Raw genomic sequence first — 18,091 nt, 5'->3', positions numbered from 1 at the left:
CACCTCAATTTTGCTGATAATGTAAATCCTGCACCAGCGCAGCAATCCCCCGTTTGATATCGCCACCATATCGCTCTGCATAGGCCATCACCTTTACCTTTTCGGATTCTTCCGTCGAAAAGGCGTAATACTCCTCCGGTGAAGGTTCATACCGGTATACCTTCATTACCTGCCCTCCCAGGTCAATGAACACTTCTCGGTAGCGGCGTCCAGGTTCATTGGACCGGTTAACAGATAATACCATCTCCTTACCCTTATCGGATAGACCAAGAAGTGCCTGAATATCATCGAACTTATTCTGGAACTTCCTCATATCCAACAGTATTTTGCAGTCTGCGTTGGATATGATCGCTTCTTTCACGACAGGGGAGCTGATAAGGTCTGATAACTCCTGTGTAACGGTAATGGCCTCTCCAAAGAACTTACGCACGGTTTTGTAGAGATACTTCATAAACTCTGCCATGCCGCTACGCATAATGGCTTTCCAGGCTTCCTCTATGGTAATTACCTTTCTTACGCCCTTTAGCTTTCTCATTTTGGAGATGAACATTTCAGCAACCAAAAGGGTAACGGCACTGAAGAGGATGGGATGGTCTTTAATATTGTCCAGTTCTACGACAACAAACCTTTCATCCAATAAATTAAGGTTCTCCCGGGCGTTTAAAAGATAGGAGAACTCGCCACCTTTGTAATATGGCTTCAGGACATACAGGAGATTGTTAATATCAAAATCTTTTTGCTGCACCCGCTCCTTTTCTAGAACGGAAACATAATCCTCCTGTAAAAATTCATAGAAGGAATCGAAACAGGGGAATATAGATTTGTCCTTCTCCAGCTTTTCGTAATATAACTGGAGCGCGTTTGAAAGCGCCACATACTCCGACCTATTAAACGTTTCGCTCTCCCGCTTCCACAAAGCGAGCAATAGGGTTTTAATACTTTCCCGTTTTTCTATATCGAGCGTATCATTTTCAGATATATAGAAGGGATTAAAGCGGATAGGGTCCTGCTCCGTATAGCTGAAGTAATATCCGTTCAGCAGTTTACATAAACCGGCATAACTTCCACCGACATCCAGCACAACGCAATGGGCACCTTGTTCACAATAGCTCCGGAGCAGCGAACACATAAACATGCTCTTCCCGGAGCCGCTACCGCCGATCACAATCTTATTGCGGTTGGTGGTTATGCCCTGTTTCATGGGCTCATCGGATAAATCTACATGCAGGGGGCGTCCTGTCTGCCGATCACCGAGCCGGATACCAAACGGGCTGGTGCTGCTTCGATAGCTGGTTTCAAGGTTCAGGAAACAACAAGCCTGTTCACAAAAGCTATCGAAGGTGTCATTCATCGGGAAATCCCCTTCATTCCCGGGAATACCAGCCCAATAGATCTGCGGCGCACCGACTGTCTCCTGCTTCGTTGAAGCATCCATCTGGGATAGTGCTGTGGCCACCTGGTTCTTCAGTTCTTTCAGCTCGTCTTTATCGCTGGACCAGACGCAGACATTGAAGTGCGCCTGCACGGGTAGCCTTTGCTGGCCTATCGCCTCTTGCAGGAAGTCATTAACGGCATCGCGAGCAACGGCATTCTGCCTGCTATACGCGGAAAGGGATTGGAGACGCAACCGCTTTTTTTCCAGCTGCTGTATTTTCAGGGAAGCATCACCGACGAAGATATACTGATTGTAGAGATGATTACAACTAAGCAGCTGGCCTAATGCGGCGGCAAACCCAACACTGTACTTACATCTGTCACTGGAATACTTATCGTAATTTATCCTGCTACCACATAGTCCCGGAAGGCTCGCTACATCCGACAAGGTATATATCTGTAGGTAATCATCTCCTACCCGGATGTCTTCTCCAAAGAAAATATCTTTGGAAAGCGGTTTGTCCTGGTCCGGTGAAAGGCTACAATATCTTTCCAGTAAGCCCGCCCGCTTTTTTTCACTTATCAGGTCGGTATCAGACAGGCGCGTCACCTTTATGAACCCGCTGCCTTCCAGTATGCTCTTGAACTGCCCGGCCGCGTCCATGAAGTCCCGGAGGGCATTTCCCTGTAGCAGCTCCCCGGGAACAATTGACCTCCTGCACAGGGAAGAAAACAATGAGGTGGAGGGCTTACGGCTTTCCAGCTTCTTTGTCAACATTATATAACAGGTATGGTCCAGGAAAGGACGTTCATTGAAGAAACGGCTACTGCTCCGCGAAAGGAAGGAATCACCGTCTTTCTCAAAATCGCCTTTATACCTCCTGTTAACAAACCAATCCTGCTTATGAAATACAGAATATTTAGGCAGCGCTTTAATCGCCTTAATAAAGGTCTGATGCAGCGCCTCATACTCCCCGGCAGATAACGTAAACACCTCCGGCAGTTGCACCTGGAACGCCACCGTAACATCGCCGTTCTTCGCCAGTATGCAATCATGTTCTACCGCCATAATTGGCAACATTTCCTCCAGCACTTTTTCCATAACCACCACTTAAATTGCCAATAAATAATCCCCGGCCGTTCCTGGTTCTTATACAGGATGGAATTTGCCGCCGGGCCCATTTCTTACTCAGACCATGCTCACCGTAGGTATTACTTAACCGGTATACCCATACAACCAGTCCGGTTCCCATACCGAGAGCAATAGCAACACATACATAGGCGTTCACCTCCATAATATACAGGATGGCAAACAGTATCATAATACCAAGTAATCCCCCTGCTAAATACCATATATACTGGGCTTTTAGCCCTTTGAACTCAATACTTACATTTATTCCTTTATTAATGGTATATACACTGTTCGCCATACGCCATATATTATTACCCCACCATAACCTGCTACGCAATTCCGAAGAAGGACTTCAACACGGTGGCAACCACCACCAAAAAAACACAGCTACCGAACCAGGCAGCGGCAACGCGGGAAGTATCGGGATCGCCACTCGACCATTTCTGATAAACCTTAACCGCCCCGATCAGTCCAACAACGGCGCCCACAGCGTACATCAGATCTGTACCTGTATCAAAGTAGCCCCGCACCTTATCGCTGGCCTCTTTGATACCGGCCTTACCATCAGCTTTTCCCTGCGCCATAACAGCCACATTAATCAATGACAGCAACACTGTCGTACCAGCTAAAAACAAGGCAGCCTTGTGCTGCTTCAAATTCAACCACCTCACCTTCATACATCACATTTTTGAAGTCAATACATATCACGGTATCCACATAAAGAAGTTGAGAGCCACCCGACCTCTGTTACCACAACAAATCCACCTCATCTTCATTCAGGCCGGCGGCTCCCATATTTCTACATTCCACAATAACCACATTGTTGACAGCCCTCTGAAAAGCAGTTCCTTTCAGTGAAGGATACTCAGCAACCAACTTCTTCAGGATTAATATCAACCCTGCCTTGCTATAATTCTCACGGGCGGCTTTACTCAATACCTCCCTTATCCGGGCAGATAATCCCAGCGCATCTGTAAACAGATCAGCGTCAATGTCAGGCTGCACTTCTGTATTGTCAAACAATGAAAGCTGGGGGTTATAGGTATCATCATCCTGTTCCTCCGGCGGTGTCTTCTGCCGGGAAAGTCTCTTAATATCCCGCCTGAAGTAACGGGCAATGACTACGCAGTAGTAAATTCCAATAATAAGGGCGGCCACCATCAGGTAGCTCGCCCATGAGAATGAACTTAACATAGGCTGTAAATTTTCAAACCACACTTCATCACCATCACGCAGCCCATGTCTTCAAGTACACATCACTCAACACATTTCCCGTCTGCCTCTGGTACTATGAATGTTCACATTGCAAATATGTGCTGTAATGAACCGGAAAAAACCTTACACACCTAGTAGTAGGGATGACAACGTACTGCCTATCAATACATATAATTTCAGAACTAATCCGTTTAAAAAAAAATAATTGAAGATGGACGGGGCACCTGTAAAATTCTGATTTACCCTGCTCAGAAATAATCATGTATTTTTTTTGTTCGTAAAAATCATTTTGCTATTTTTAGAATCACAACACAGTATACACGCTTACGTTAAGGTCCCCATAATTCTTTCCGGCATTTCTTAATTCTCATTTTTCTGCTCGCCTCCGGGCGCAGACGATGTTTGTTGCACCTTACTATTAATAACTGGTCATGAAACCTTATGAACAACTATTTATTATACTCGAAGTATTTAAAAGAAAACAAAAAGAAGAACAACAAAGACTTGCCTGGAATATGTTCTACACGCTATTCCATATCTTCCCAAAGGCAGAATGTAAAATGATGGTAGACGACCTCTGTGCGCTCTCCCAAACCACATCAATAAACCCACTACCGGAAAACGCGAAGATCAGGTTATTGGCATTCTGCATGTATTTATCAACTGTCCTGGACCTGCTGCATGATGAAGCTGAGGAGTGGAGGAAAGGAAAAAATTATTCATCTCTTCATACAGACGTGTAAGATTGAGTAATAAAATAGTCCCGTCAATTCTTTCCTTCCAGCATCTCATTTATCACCCAAAACCCTTTTTTATGTTAGACAGGTCAGAAAAATTACCCACATGGCTCAACAAACCTTATAAGTTGACGGAACCAGAGATTGAAAATCCATTCTTAGTACTGGAAGATTTCTTTGAACACGATTACCTCTACGGTAACAGGGATAGCCTCTGGGAATTGCTTAAATCGACAGTAACAGGAAGCTACCCAAAAGATCTCAACCGGAAGGAGCGCAGCAACATTATCTACTTTTATGAGCTTCTGGAAAGGCTGATTGAGGCGTGCTACCTGATACATTCGCTATGGTCGGAAAAGAAATTATTCTGTTCTCCACCGGGAGAAGAAAAAAAGGATGGTGTAGAAAACATCGCATGTGAGGAAGAAGAAAAAGAGTTTGAGAATAATCCAATTTATGAGAGCATTATAGATTCAGGACGCAGCATCCCTGGCATTGATAAAATATTCATGATAAAGCACCATCATCGGTCGGATTATGCCGCCAGCCTTTTATACCTTACTCATAATAACACAAATCCGCATACTGAAGTCGCAAGATCAATTCAGAGTTACTTCCTACCGGAATTTCCGGTTAATATATTAATACGTCCCGCAACAGAGGTATGTAACGCCTTGAAAACGGGACATCTATTCTATGAACGTGTTTGCCATACTGAGCGGATAAAGTACGACGCTCAGCACACAGCATTACCGAAGCCAGAGCCTACCGGCGTCGACCATGTTAAGAAAACGGCAGTGGATAAATTTGATAGAATATATGCGGTTGTACCGGGCTTCCTTTCCGGCGCCGATTACTACCGTAAATGTGGCAATACAAAACTGGCGGCATTTTCCTTACACCAGGTCGCCGAACATTCATTAAGAGCATTACTGATTTCTGTAATGGGCTTTGCTCCCCATACCCATAGGTTAAACACTTTTTTAAAAGCAACGCTTTTTCTCACGGAAGAGATAGGCGGGGTATTTCAGGAGGATGATGAAAATGACCTGCGGCTACTACAGATACTGAACCTGTCTTACGTAAAAGGACGATACAACATCTGCAACGACTATATCGTATCCGAAGAAGACATCAAAACGCTGTTTGACAAAGTATCTGATCTGGAATGCAAGATAAAGGGAACCTTTACCAATATCATCCTGCAACATGGGAAATTATCTCATAGTGCCTATAAGACTGATATAATAAATGATTAGTATGAGCACGCATAATATACGTAAGGCAAAGCTACACTACAAATCAGTTCCGCGTATCGACAGTTACATAACGGTCCCCTGGATTAACCTCTCGGGTCATTGGCTGGCAAAAGCGGGTTTTCGGATAGGCGATAACATCACTATTATAATAAAGCGAAACAGCCTACAGATTAAAAAGTCCAAAGGAAATACACAAACATTTTTTAACAAAACTTAATTACTCTATATGAAAAAGGAAGTGAGAGAATATAGTATTGGGGCCTACCGATCAGGAAGGGCAAAGTCAGTAACCATATTTGTTCCGCGCATTGAACTATCTGGTAAGTGGTTAGAAGATGCGGGGTTCTTCGCAGATGAAAAAGTGGAGGTCCACGTTCAAAATAATAAGATCATAATCAGACCTCTCACGCCGATGCCCGGCACCAAGAGGGAAGCAAATAAATATTTTAAGATGTTGACAAACTCTTCCCAAAGTCACGATTGCATAGGTTTTGGCTCTGGAATGCTTACCAGGTAAGACAATTATTAACCCAAACTTATTTATATGCCTACAAGAAGAAAAAAATTGATACAGCGATGTACACACTTCATGAAGATCAACAGTGATAAGGTGCCTCCGTTCATGATGGAGGGAAACTATGCTTTCCTGGAAGAAATACCGATCAGCAGTTTCATGGAGGTTACCTCGGACATTTTTATGCTGGGATATAATAACGGAGGAAAGCTATTTTTTGCCGGCAGAAGGTCCAACGGAATACTTTGGACATGCGATATACGAACGGGAAAACCTATCAAAGCTCCGACGGAAGACGCGAAAGCATTGTATAGGGTGAAATTGATCTGCGATTCAGAAGAAGATATCCCCAGCCACCTGCAACTATTACGCGATCAGAACATATAATTTTTCAGGGTTAGAAATTAGAAATAGATAGGCAGCCGCACTCTTGTTGCTGCAACAAGCGACTAATACGTTAAATATACAGCAAGTTCCACTCCTGGAACCTGCCTTATTATTCAACCAAGAAATCCATATCAGGCTTATCGACTATACGCCATCCATCATCATACAAGGCAAAATATGCCTTTCGCTTCAGCTCAGGCTCAATCTCAAGGGTAGAAAGTGGCACAAAAGGACTAACATTTTTATACACTACAGTATATTCAACGATGGCCTTTTTATCATTTTTCAACAGCTGCATTCCGGTTACCCGGTTGAAGTGTTGTTCTGCCAGCTTTACCTTCTGAATTTTCAGCTCTTTATCTTTTTCCGGCGTGGGTAGCAGAAAGGGCTTCGATTTTTCTGTAAAGAATATAAATGGATTTCCGATTTCTGCCAGTGATTGCTTACGCTGGATAGTAATATAACCTTCTGCCTCCAATTTAGTGTCGAGGGCTTTGGCAGCCTCTTGCGGGTCAGCGGTGTAAATATTCCAATCAACTGTATTCGGGTATGCTTTCTTTATTAGTTCCGCAGCTTGTTCTCGGGTGAGTTTTTTTGTGCCACATGCCATGAGACAGGCAAGTACAAGGGACATAAATAGTATCCTCATAATTTCCGGTTTAAAGTTTAACAAACATATACAGGTTACCTTGAGGTATCTAAATTGAGAAATTAATGTACGTTAATATGATTATCACACCAAATGAAAATCCCGTATACTTATCAACCAGATAACGGAAAAGCAAGCAAAGGTAATTTGGGGTTTCGTATCTTTCAGGTTTATTTAATGAATTGTTTTGTTGACACAAATAGTTCTCTTATATCGCATCCGAGAAATTTTGCGATCTCATAAAAGTCATAAACAGATGGCTGAGATTTATTAGTCACCCAATTAGACACGGTTGATTGCGCCACACCAAAGTGCTGCTCTAAATCCTTATTTTTCTTTCCTTTGTCCGCTAACACAGCACCAATTCTATTTATTCGGATGTTACTATCTGGCTTTCTGCCAATTTTTGCCATGCTTTTACTATTGTGTTGTAACAAATATAAGGCATGTAACGAATTGAGAATTAACAATATAAATATCAAAACGATATTTAAATATTGTTGAACACTATAATTATTTTGTTTATTGATATAATTATGCTATTTTGCATTTGAAATATTTAAAATTTTGATCTATAGATTCTATTGATGTAAAGTCATCTTTTATGAACTCAACATAGGATTTTGTAATTTAGCCGTTTATTACATAAAATTAATTTAAGCGCGTTTGCTTTTATTCTCGTCTCCGAACTGCGACCTTGGTAGACAACGAGTAATAAGGTAAATCGCTCACGCTATGGCGTGGGCGTTCTTATTCGTTGTCAGGTGTCGCAGCCTCGGAGACGGTAGGGACTAACCCACGTCTTTTTATTACGTGGGCGTCTTCTAATCGGTGTGCCAGGGTGTCGTAGCCCAGTAGAGCCGGTAAGGACTAACCCACGTTTTTTATGGCGTGGGCGTCTCTATCCGGTGCCTGGGTGTCGTAGCCCTGTTAATCGGTAGGGACTAACCCACGTCTTTTTTATGCCCCTACCTCACCCCACTTAGTTATCAAGCAGCGCATTTTACTCTTTTTATAGGCCGCAGGAGCAATCGCCCTGCTGAAAGACTTTTTTTAAGGGAAAGAATTAGAAGGACCGCCTGTGGATGTCTATCCACTGGGCTCATTCATTGACAACAAAAACCACCTGCTATGATATATCAACCATTACCCAACATCCGTAACAGATCACCGAACCGGGACCGTCCATAGATAACATCTCTCACACACCAAAAACGTACATCATGAAAAGATTTCTTTTCCTGGCAGGAATGCTATTGCCATTCCTGCAGCTATATTCGCAAACAGCCCAGGCTCCTTTGGGAATCGGCCAGCCAGTACCGTCCGTGCCGCTGGCCCCTCTTATTAATTTCTCCGGCAAACAAACGAATCTTACCTCGTTCAAGGGAAAACTACTCATACTGGATTTTTGGACTACGAACTGCAGCAGCTGCATTGCCTCCCTGCCAAAGCTGGACAGCCTGCAAAAACAGTTTGGCAATATACAGATCATATCGGTTACCAGGGAAAATACAGCTACTGTGCGGAAGTTTTTTCACCGCAGGCCCAACCTCCCGGCTGTGCCCATTCTGGCGGAAGACACCCTGCTTCAACGGCTGTTTCCACATGCTGCCATCCCGCATGTAGTATGGATTGATACTGCCGGCATTATATCTGCAATCACTTATTCCGAATATTTAACACCGGAGAATATACTAGCAGCGATAGCCGGAAGGTTTGAACGGCTTCCCATCAAACAGGACAACATAATATATGACTATAAAGCGGCCTTTTTAAAACCGGCCCTTCCACTGGCAGATAAAGCACCGTTGTATTATAGCACTATCACCGGCTACGCACCGGGTCTGGTAATGATGTCCGGTATCCATAAAGACAGTACTGCCGGCACGGTAAGGAGGTACGCTACCAACTGGTCTGTGGTTGATCTATACCTGATGGCTTATGGAAAGCTGATCAACTTTCCTCGAAACCGGGTGATGCTGGAGGTTGCGGCCCCTGTTAAGTATAGGCATACTCCTAAAGATGGATATTTCTATGATTGGCAGCACCTGTATGGGCACTGCTATGAGCTACGCTGTCCTCTGGCTACCAGCAAGGAGCAGCTACAGCGCTATATGGTTATGGACCTCAACCGGTACCTGAACATCAACGGCCGTTTGGAAAAACGTCAGGTATCATGCCTGCTGCTAAAAGCAGCATCGCTGCGGGCCATCCCTGCCTCAAAGGGCGGCGTACCTGAAATAAAGACAGGGTCAGATGGCTCTCTGATATATACGCGCAACACCACCATTGCCGCACTGCTCTACCATCTTAATAATATGGTGGGAATACCGCCCATTGTGGATAAAACCGGCATTAGCTCCAATATTGATCTATCCCTGAACATGCACTACGGCGACCTGCCTGCCCTCCGCAAAGCGCTGCTGGCAAACGGGTTTGTGCTGGAAGAGCAGGTCCAGGAAATTGAATTGCTCGTCATTACAGAAAATTCCGCTTCGTAGAAAATCACCAACCCATTGGGCTGCTGCCCGCCATCAAATTCCAGTATTATGAATAAAAAACTAAACTTATGGCCCTGCCTATGCCGAGGTGTGTTGCTGTACCTAATTTTACTTGTTATTCTCCTGCCGGCATCCGCCCGGCAGAAAGGAGATAGCCTCATAAATGGACAGGTTCTGGATGCCGACACCAGGCAGGTGCTGCCTGGTGCGACTATCCGCTATAGAACAGCAACATATACCACACATACGGGGCCGGATGGAAGATTTACCATCAATGCCTCTGCTACGGGTGATAGCCTGTCTGTTTCATATGTCGGGTATATCCCCTCCATTATTGCCTTGAAGAACAGCCGCATGACGGCGCCGCTAACGGTTCTCCTGTCACCTGCCCGCACCGGGCTTCAGGAAGTAGTGGTTTCCACCGGGTATCAGTCCCTGCCCAAAGAACGGGCAACGGGCTCATTTGAGAAGGCCGATCAGCACCTGCTCAACCGCAGCACCGGTGAAGATCTCCTTTCCAGGCTGGAAGGTACCACTACCGTACTTTTCGACAACAGGAACAAGGACAGGCAACTGCTGGTACGCGGACGCAGTACCCTGTTCGGTAACAACGCCCCGCTGGTAGTGGTAGATAATTTCCCTTTCGACGGGGACCTGGGCCAACTTAATCCAAATGATATTGAAAGTGTTACTCTGCTGAAAGATGCTGCCGCCGCTTCCATATGGGGCGCACGGGCAGGAAACGGCGTACTCGTCATAACCACCCGGAAAGGAAGATTCAGCCAGCCGTTAAGAGTGGAGGCCAGTTCAAATATAACGATCATAGAAAAACCGGATTTGTTTCGGGATAACGCAATGTCATCAGCTGATTTTATTGATGTTGAAACGCAGCTCTTTCAGAAGGGCTTCTATAATAATGATATTAACAACACACTGGAACACCCTCCACTATCACCGGTTGTAGAAATTCTGCAAAAGGAAAAAAGCGGCCTGCTCTCCCATGATCAGGCTGCCAGTCAGATAGCAGCGCTACGTAATAATGATATCCGAAACGATTTCCGGAAATTTCTGTACCGTACCGCTATCAGTCAGCAGCACGCGGTGAGCCTGAGCGGCGGCACTCCCTTTATCAACTATTTTCTGAGCGCCGGCTATGACGATCAGCAAAGCAGCCTTACCCGTAATGGAACAAAACGGATAACGCTGAGATCGGATAATACATTCAAACCGTCTGAACGACTGGAACTGCGGCTGGGTCTTATCTACACCTACAGCAGAACGGCCGCTAACAATCCTGGTCAGGAAATGATCATCCCAGGCGGCGGCAAAACCCGGTATTACCCTTACGCATCGCTTGCCGACAAGGACGGCGCTCCCCTGGCCCTGGTAAAGGACTACCGGACCACCTTCACAGACACCGCTGGCCGGGGACTACTGCAGGATTGGAAGTATTATCCCCTTCAGGAGCTGCAACAGATGGACAATAAATATGATCTACATACCTACCGCCTGAACCTGGGGGCAAAGTATCATATTGTTCCTTCATTGACCGCAGAGGTAAGTTATCAGTATGAGAGGCAGGCTGGTGCTATGTGGAACCTGTATAACAGTGGGACTTACTACGCACGAAATCTTGTAAATCTTTTCACGCAGGTAAAAGACGGACAGGCCGGATATGGCATTCCCAAAGGTGGTATCCTGGACATGGCTAACGATGATCTTCTTACACATACCGGCAGAGGCCAACTGAACTATAATCGTACCTGGAACAACCGGCATGAGCTGGTGGCGCTCGCAGGTATGGAAATAAAACAGTCCCGGTCGAGGTACAACAGCAACCGTACCTACGGCTATGACCCTGCATTGCTCACCTTCGGTAACGTGGACTATGTATCTTATCTGCCCACCTTCCAGAACTTAAAGGGAAACCAGCAGGTATACAACCCGCAGGACTTCACAGACCGGCTATACCGCTTTGTGTCTTATTATGCCAATGCCACCTATACGTATGACAACCGTTACATACTGTCTCTCAGTGCGCGTAAAGATGCCAGCAATCTCTTCGGGGTAAAAAGCAATCAAAAGGGAGTACCGCTCTGGTCCGCCGGCCTGCGCTGGAACATATCACAGGAAAACTTCTTTAAAACCACATGGCTCCCTATGCTTGCTGCCCGCATCACCTATGGTTATAGTGGCAACACAAACAACAGGCTGTCCGCCCTTACCATTATGAGCTATGGTGCTGCAGGTAGCAATTTCTATATAAATGAGCCTTTCGCCACCATCAGCACACCTCCGAACCCGGGCCTGCGCTGGGAGAAGACTGCCATGTTTAATATGGGACTGGACTTCAGGTTTAAAAAGGATATTCTTTCCGGCAGTATCGAATTTTACCTGAAGAAAAGCACGGACCTGGTTGGCAATACACCCGTTGACCCAACCACCGGCGTTAGTACAATGGATAAAAATTCTGCTGCCATAAAGGGCCACGGTCTGGATGTTTCCCTGCATAGTACCATAATAAACAGGAAAATAAAGGTTGAAGCCAACCTCCTGCTTAGTTATAACACCAATAGCATTACACAGTACAATTACAAGTACAACAGGGCCAGCAGCTATATCAATAATGGCATAAACCCACTGGAGGGCAAACCAACCGATGCTATACTTAGCTACCGTTGGGAAGGGCTGGATAATGAAGGAAACCCGCAAGGATGGCTGAATGGTAAAGTCAGTAAGGATTATGCCGGTATACGCAGTAAATCCCTTTTAAGCGATCTTGTGTATAGTGGCAGGTCCCTGCCTCCCGTATACGGTGCATTCAGACCCACCATATCGTATGGGCGATGGAGCCTGAGTGCCAACATCCTCTTTAAGCTGGGACACTATTTCCGGCGCAACTCCATCAATTATTCAGCACTCTTTCAGACATGGAACGGCCATAGCGACTATGCACGCCGTTGGATGCAGCCGGGCGATGAAAAAAACACGTCTGTCCCTTCGATTATGTACCCCGCCAACAGCTACCGGGATGAATTTTACCTGCAATCTGCTGCGCTGGTGGAAAAGGCGGGTATCATACGCTGGAAGGACATTAGCCTGCAATACACCATACCGGCAGCGAGCGGAAAGAAATCCTTCTTTGGTCAGGTGCAATGTTTCCTGTATCTGGATAATATAGGTACCCTATACCGCGCCAACGCCAACCATCTTGACCCTGAATATGGGGCGGCCATTCCTCCGCGCAGTGCATCTATTGGTATAAGAACCTCCTTTTAAACATTAAACTTCAGTCTTATGAGATGTATTAAACTGATCATAGCCCTTTGTCTGGTGCTCTCCCTGCTGATATTCCTGATAAGCTGCAGCAAGTACCTGGACGCCAAGCCTGATAAAAAAATGGTGGTACCAGCCACCTTACAGGACCTTCAGGCCATGATGGATGATGTTGCCACCATGAACCTTTCCTGGCCGATTGCCGGAGAAGTAGCGGCGGACAACTATTATCTGCCGTATGATAGCTGGGCCAGCCTGGCAATAGTTACCGATAAAGAAAACTACATCTGGAAAAGTGATGTCAGCAATGATATGGACTGGAGCACCGCTTACCGGGTCGTATTCAAAACAAACGTTGTACTGGAAACCTTAGATAATATCATTCCTTCATCGGGACAGGCTGCCCAATGGAGAGCTATTAAAGGCGCTGCACTGTTCTACCGCTCCTTTGTCTTTTTTATGATTGCACAGCAGTTCGCCCCTCCGTATGACCCTGCATCTGCTACAACAGATGCAGGCATACCGCTACGACTGGCAGCGGATATTAACGAAGCCAGTACACGGGCCACCGTTGCACAGACCTACGGCAAAATAGTGGAAGACCTGGAAGCGGCAGCCGAGCTACTACCGGCATCCGTTCCATATAAGACCCGGCCGGGTAAAGCTGCTGCCTTTGCCCTGCTATCCCGGGTTCATTTGAATATGAACGATTATACTAAGGCCGGTGGCTTTGCCGATTCCTGCATAGAAGCGGGCGCACAGCTGCTGGATTATCGTTCTCTATCTCCTGCAGCAGATGAGCCCTTCGTCAGATTTAACGCTGAAGTAATATTTCATTGTGCGGCCAATTATTCCTATGCACTCGCGCCGGCTACCTGTAAGGTAGATACCGCTTTGTATAGCTTGTATGACAATGGAGATCTCCGGCGGCAGTTATTCTTTCGTGAAAATGCCGATGGCAGCGCGGGGTTTCGGGGAAATTACGACGGGAGCAATTCCTATCAGTTATTCACTGGCCTTGCTACAGATGAAGTCTTCCTTACATTGGCAGAATGCCATGTCAGGCAGGGCCGCGTAAGCACTGCCCTGAAGGTACTGAACAGTTTTTTAGCCAACAGGTATAGTACTGCTGCTTTTCAGCCGGCTTCCGGGACCGATGCTACACAGGTACTGCTGCGCATTTTACAGGAGAGGCGAAAAGAGCTGCCCTTCAGGGCCATTCGCTGGTCCGACCTACGCCGGCTCAATAAAAACCCTCAGACAGCAATCACCATCACTCGGCAGTTGAATGGGCAACAATATACATTACCGCCAAACGATCTACGGTACACGCTGCAAATACCTAACAGCGTCCTTAATACAGCATCCATATCCAAAAACCCCAGATAGAAGAATGGCAGGTGCTTGCACCTGCCATCTTCTTTACGGTCTAAACACAACCTTGCCGGGAATCGCCGTCCCTGCATCAATTTCATCCTGTACGTCGTTCAACGCGCTTTGTTCCGGTCGTCCTGTACTCATATTCTTCTCCACCCGTATAGCGCATAGCTGGCCGCCATTAAGGCATCCTGTAGAAGCCACCTCGTGATAGTTAGCGGGGTTTGTCGTACCTCCTGGCTGCGTTGGTTGATATTCAAACCAGGCCAGGGCGCGTGCTCCGCCTTCGTGGGTAGACCTGGTAGCATAGGCACCTCCGGCCGCTGCTACAACCGCCAGTCCCACCAGCAGTAACCTTACGTTTTTCATACTTGCAGTTTTTTGATGGTGATTAAAATGGTTAACGTCTGTCTTCTGTACGCAGGCGACAGGCATAGCCTGCATTACACGTGTAATATCTTTCGGTTTTCATACTGTCATTGGCACGGTTACAAGCAATAACCATATGATGCAAAGAAAGGATACCAGCCCAACAAAAAAGGCTACCACACCTAGTAGTAGCCTCGTTAACTATTTCACTATCAATTGATATTAAAACTGAAAAGATGCGTGCAACCAACCCTAAAAGGGGCTTATGCAGTTTTAGCTTCATCAGAGCCGGGATTATATATACCTATGAGTTCCTCTATTTGCTTCATTGCCCTGTTATCCAGTTTCTGCTTAATGTTCAAATGCTTCAGGGAATTGTAAAAAGGAGGCATAAAAGTGGGGAAACGATTATGATAATCCAATATCTTAAAAAACTGGCTGTGATCATCATGCAAGGCTTCCTCTATGTATTCCAGATCACTCACATGGATGATTGCTAAGGGTGCGATGGTTACCTTATTGTTCTTTAGCTCACTGATCATCTCCTGAAAACGTTTATTAAAAATATGCGCCATTAAAGGAGTTTGCATAGCCTTCTCATTGACTAATATAGCCGGATAAATTTTGTATACCTTGCCGATAGGGAACTTAGGGTCTATTTGCAAAGCCAGGTCTTCCAGGCTCTTAATGGAAGATACTATTTGTTCCAGGCCGAATGACTTGAAAAATTCGTCCCGGTCTTTTCTATATAATCCATCCAGGTTACCCGAATACTTCTCCTTATCGTATATCCCTGTCGTTTTTGCCTGTGCCAGAAAAATCCGCTTCTTATCACGCATATATACATCCGCCAATTCAACAACATTCTTTCCCGACTTCACTTTCAGATCATCAAACATTTTCAGCACATTGTAATTTGCCTTTTCAAAGGAATAGCTGAAAATTTCCCTCAGATACGACTCAAAGAACAAACCAATAGTGGCCCGATAATCCTTCACCGTAAACAAATCCTTCCCGGATGGACCTTTAAGCGGCTTTATGGCGTCAAACCAAAAATCATTAATAAGCTGATAATAAGTTTTGTCCAGCAGGAGCACATGATCAACAAGAGCGAAACTACCTGGCTCATACAGGTATAACGGATTCTTTTTGATCGATAACAACGTTTCCGGATTCGCGTTTGCCACTACACCAGATAAGGTGTTCAAGAACTTAGCTGTATCATCCTTTGCGTGAAAGATAAAAGAGGTATCTATTTTCCTATTTACGCCTTCTACTACCACATCATTGACCCCACCGACATTATTTGCGAAATACATGCTCAGTATCTCAAAAATAAACCGGGGCCACTCCATGTCATATTTCTCTTTTATATACCTAATAAAATGTGCAGACAACGTAGCATGGGTAGAAATGTATTTCATTAACCGATATCCTCTATAAGGAGTATAGACGGGATTTGTTTCCACTTCTAACTCATTAAGAGGAAGCATACGGGGATTCAATTTCTCAATAGTCCCTACAGAAGACTTGCCTTCCCCCTGATCTGCGTCTTCCTCTGGCTCTTTCTTATCACTTAATGCGGTGATGCGGGTGTTCACAGCAAGCAGGTAATGAAACAGCTTTTCCCAGCTATCCCTCATTGTAAAGCCAGGCACCTCCGGGAGATCTGATTGAAGTATTTCTTCTATTGCAAACAAACACGCCGGACGAGTGAATATCAGTGGTTCAGCATGAATCTTCGCCGCAAATTTACTAATGGGAACTGTCACCTTCCGATAAATAGCGTTATTAAACCCGCAAAAATATAAAAGCTCATCTTTCTGGAAATCAAAGGAGGTATTGTGATACATCTGCGTTCTCGGCTTAATTCTGTAATTAAGCCCCGCAATCTCAGCCAATACAATATGTCTGCATATGCCATCCAGTAAGGAAATTCTATCCGCTGGGGGCTCCGCATCCAGCACATCTTTATATCCTATAATTACTTTGGCTACAGGGACCGTTCTTTTCATGGATAAATCAGTTTTAACAGGGGATTGTACTGCATTTCTGCAATTTACAATTTTCCAATCTGATTGCAATCCGGATTAACATCTATAGCTTACGGCACTCCTTCGCCAACTGCATTAGCATATCATACAGGCGTTCCTTATTGCGCTGGTCAATATCATAGTAGCTACTATGCAGATGAGTGTAGGAGATCTTCTCCTGTTTCATGCTGCTATAATGTGCGGAAATAAATTCCAGCAGCTTTTTTATATTGGAATTGAGGATAACGCCGCTTTCCTTAAACAGGCGGAAAATTGCCGCCAGCATAGGAACAGGGAGATTGGTTTGCACCTTATATTCATTACCGGAACTGTCATGAACCACCGTAGCTGCGACCGGCTGCAGAAAAGACAATTCTTCTGATAGCATATCCATGATTTGATCTCCTATATCCGGCAGATCAGACAGCATCCGCAGGTTAGGCAGCCTGTTTACTTTTCTCACCTTGCTTTTCAGCCGGTGGACAATGGCTATCTTTTCATCAGTAGTAGTAACAGTACTCAACTGCGCGGCCATGTAGTCATGGATGAAATAACATACAAACACAGGGGTATTGTAATTTATTCTTATCAGCAGCTCCACCAGCAGCGGCAGGCTGCGGCCATGCTTTTCATATAAGCGTGAATGTTGCAGCTCATTCCAGGCATCCTTCACATACATAAAATCTCTGTAGGTCATCTGTACCCGGTGGCTATTAACAAACGCCCACAGGTGATTTATCAGTATCTGAACTAAACGGTCGTCCTGCTTAGCCTTATACAGCCGCTCTTCCAAAGACGTTATGCCCTTACTCAACTCCTCCCGGCATAGGCTTAAATAGCTTTCGGGTACTTTCTGTTCCAGGTCAAAATACCGGGAAAAATGATTCTCAATAAGCATCAGCAATTCTTTGAGGTATTCTCGGATACAGCTATATAGCTTCCGTAGCAGCCTGTTATAGCCATTGGCCACGTCCTGGTGATGCAGTTCGTCGAGCAGGTGAATCAACAGAAGCTGGTACCGTTTAACGGATACACGCATCTGCTCCTCATTAGTAGCACTGAACATTTCCCGTAGCAGGTCCATTCTGATACGGTCCTTCTCTGCGGCGGCTTTCCGAAGAGATTCTCTGATGAAGCTGGCAGTAATGGCGGCAGTATTTAAGTTGGCCGATAGCAAAGTTTTGGAAATAAAAACCTCAAACCATTCCAGCGAAAATTTCCTCTGCATGGGTCAAATGAGTTTTCGATAAACATTATATACGAAAAAC

The 18,091-nt window shown here is 45.3% G+C and carries 17 protein-coding genes; 8 read left to right on the top strand and 9 right to left on the bottom strand.

What is annotated here, in order from left to right:
• Positions 1-4: 4 nt before the first annotated feature.
• The 4 genes from B5D63_RS05900 to B5D63_RS05885 form a co-directional block, all read right to left on the bottom strand.
• Positions 5-2,476, bottom strand: a complete 2,472-nt coding sequence (locus B5D63_RS05900; RefSeq protein ID WP_078667797.1) for a TraG family conjugative transposon ATPase — start codon at positions 2,474-2,476, stop codon at positions 5-7.
• A complete protein-coding gene (locus tag B5D63_RS05895; RefSeq protein ID WP_078668559.1) occupies positions 2,427-2,804 on the bottom strand; it encodes a DUF4133 domain-containing protein in 378 nt (125 codons plus the stop codon). Before B5D63_RS05895 ends, B5D63_RS05900 begins: the two co-directional genes overlap by 50 nt.
• Before the next feature lie 31 nt (positions 2,805-2,835).
• A complete protein-coding gene (locus tag B5D63_RS05890) occupies positions 2,836-3,183 on the bottom strand; it encodes a DUF4134 domain-containing protein (protein ID WP_078667796.1) in 348 nt (115 codons plus the stop codon).
• Positions 3,184-3,253: 70 nt separating this feature from the next.
• Entirely contained in the window at positions 3,254-3,700 is a 447-nt protein-coding gene (locus B5D63_RS05885; protein ID WP_078667795.1) for a hypothetical protein, read from the bottom strand.
• Between the two features lie 452 nt (positions 3,701-4,152).
• Between B5D63_RS05885 and B5D63_RS05880 the strand changes: the two genes are divergently transcribed.
• The 5 genes from B5D63_RS05880 to B5D63_RS05860 all read left to right on the top strand — a co-directional run bounded on the left by B5D63_RS05880 (position 4,153) and on the right by B5D63_RS05860 (position 6,618).
• Positions 4,153-4,464, top strand: a complete 312-nt coding sequence (locus B5D63_RS05880; RefSeq protein ID WP_078667794.1) for a hypothetical protein — start codon at positions 4,153-4,155, stop codon at positions 4,462-4,464.
• Between the two features lie 71 nt (positions 4,465-4,535).
• Entirely contained in the window at positions 4,536-5,717 is a 1,182-nt protein-coding gene (locus tag B5D63_RS05875) for a HEPN domain-containing protein (RefSeq protein WP_143312779.1), read from the top strand.
• Positions 5,710-5,934: a SymE family type I addiction module toxin gene (locus tag B5D63_RS35700; protein WP_078667792.1), complete on the top strand. Its 225-nt coding sequence runs from the start codon at positions 5,710-5,712 to the stop codon at positions 5,932-5,934. The genes B5D63_RS05875 and B5D63_RS35700 overlap by 8 nt, the downstream gene beginning before the upstream one ends.
• Positions 5,935-5,943: 9 nt before the next feature.
• A complete protein-coding gene (locus tag B5D63_RS05865) occupies positions 5,944-6,234 on the top strand; it encodes a SymE family type I addiction module toxin (protein WP_078667791.1) in 291 nt (96 codons plus the stop codon).
• Positions 6,235-6,261: 27 nt separating this feature from the next.
• A complete protein-coding gene (locus B5D63_RS05860; RefSeq protein ID WP_143312778.1) occupies positions 6,262-6,618 on the top strand; it encodes a hypothetical protein in 357 nt (118 codons plus the stop codon).
• A 109-nt stretch (positions 6,619-6,727) separates the two neighbouring features.
• Here the strand turns inward: B5D63_RS05860 and B5D63_RS05855 are convergent, their stop codons facing one another.
• Together B5D63_RS05855 and B5D63_RS05850 are read right to left on the bottom strand one after the other, a co-directional pair.
• Positions 6,728-7,267, bottom strand: coding sequence for a hypothetical protein (locus B5D63_RS05855; RefSeq protein WP_078667789.1), 540 nt, complete (start codon positions 7,265-7,267; stop codon positions 6,728-6,730).
• Positions 7,268-7,437: 170 nt separating this feature from the next.
• Positions 7,438-7,680 (bottom strand): helix-turn-helix transcriptional regulator, encoded by a 243-nt coding sequence (locus B5D63_RS05850; protein ID WP_078667788.1) that lies wholly within the window; start codon positions 7,678-7,680, stop codon positions 7,438-7,440.
• Between the two features lie 810 nt (positions 7,681-8,490).
• Between B5D63_RS05850 and B5D63_RS05845 the strand changes: the two genes are divergently transcribed.
• From B5D63_RS05845 to B5D63_RS05835, 3 genes are all read left to right on the top strand, one after another.
• Positions 8,491-9,768 (top strand): redoxin domain-containing protein, encoded by a 1,278-nt coding sequence (locus B5D63_RS05845; RefSeq protein WP_078667787.1) that lies wholly within the window; start codon positions 8,491-8,493, stop codon positions 9,766-9,768.
• Positions 9,769-9,858: 90 nt separating this feature from the next.
• A complete protein-coding gene (locus B5D63_RS05840) occupies positions 9,859-13,047 on the top strand; it encodes a SusC/RagA family TonB-linked outer membrane protein (RefSeq protein WP_235021467.1) in 3,189 nt (1,062 codons plus the stop codon).
• An 18-nt stretch (positions 13,048-13,065) separates the two neighbouring features.
• Positions 13,066-14,433, top strand: coding sequence for a RagB/SusD family nutrient uptake outer membrane protein (locus tag B5D63_RS05835; RefSeq protein WP_078667785.1), 1,368 nt, complete (start codon positions 13,066-13,068; stop codon positions 14,431-14,433).
• Positions 14,434-14,466: 33 nt separating this feature from the next.
• Here B5D63_RS05835 and B5D63_RS05830 read toward each other — a convergent pair whose 3' ends face one another.
• The 3 genes from B5D63_RS05830 to B5D63_RS05820 all read right to left on the bottom strand — a co-directional run bounded on the left by B5D63_RS05830 (position 14,467) and on the right by B5D63_RS05820 (position 18,051).
• The gene (locus B5D63_RS05830; RefSeq protein ID WP_143312777.1) at positions 14,467-14,790 is read right to left on the bottom strand and encodes a hypothetical protein; all 324 of its coding nucleotides are present in this window, start codon (positions 14,788-14,790) and stop codon (positions 14,467-14,469) included.
• Positions 14,791-15,053: 263 nt separating this feature from the next.
• A complete protein-coding gene (locus B5D63_RS05825) occupies positions 15,054-16,805 on the bottom strand; it encodes a hypothetical protein (RefSeq protein WP_078667783.1) in 1,752 nt (583 codons plus the stop codon).
• Between the two features lie 82 nt (positions 16,806-16,887).
• The gene (locus B5D63_RS05820; protein WP_078667782.1) at positions 16,888-18,051 is read right to left on the bottom strand and encodes a hypothetical protein; all 1,164 of its coding nucleotides are present in this window, start codon (positions 18,049-18,051) and stop codon (positions 16,888-16,890) included.
• Between the last annotated feature and the right edge of the window lie 40 nt (positions 18,052-18,091).

The sequence above is a fragment of the Chitinophaga eiseniae genome, assembly GCF_900167135.1.
In the GTDB taxonomy this organism is placed as follows: Bacteria; Bacteroidota; Bacteroidia; order Chitinophagales; family Chitinophagaceae; genus Chitinophaga; species Chitinophaga eiseniae.
Note: the sequence above shows the minus strand (reverse complement) of the source record. Positions and strands in the feature narration are given on the sequence as shown.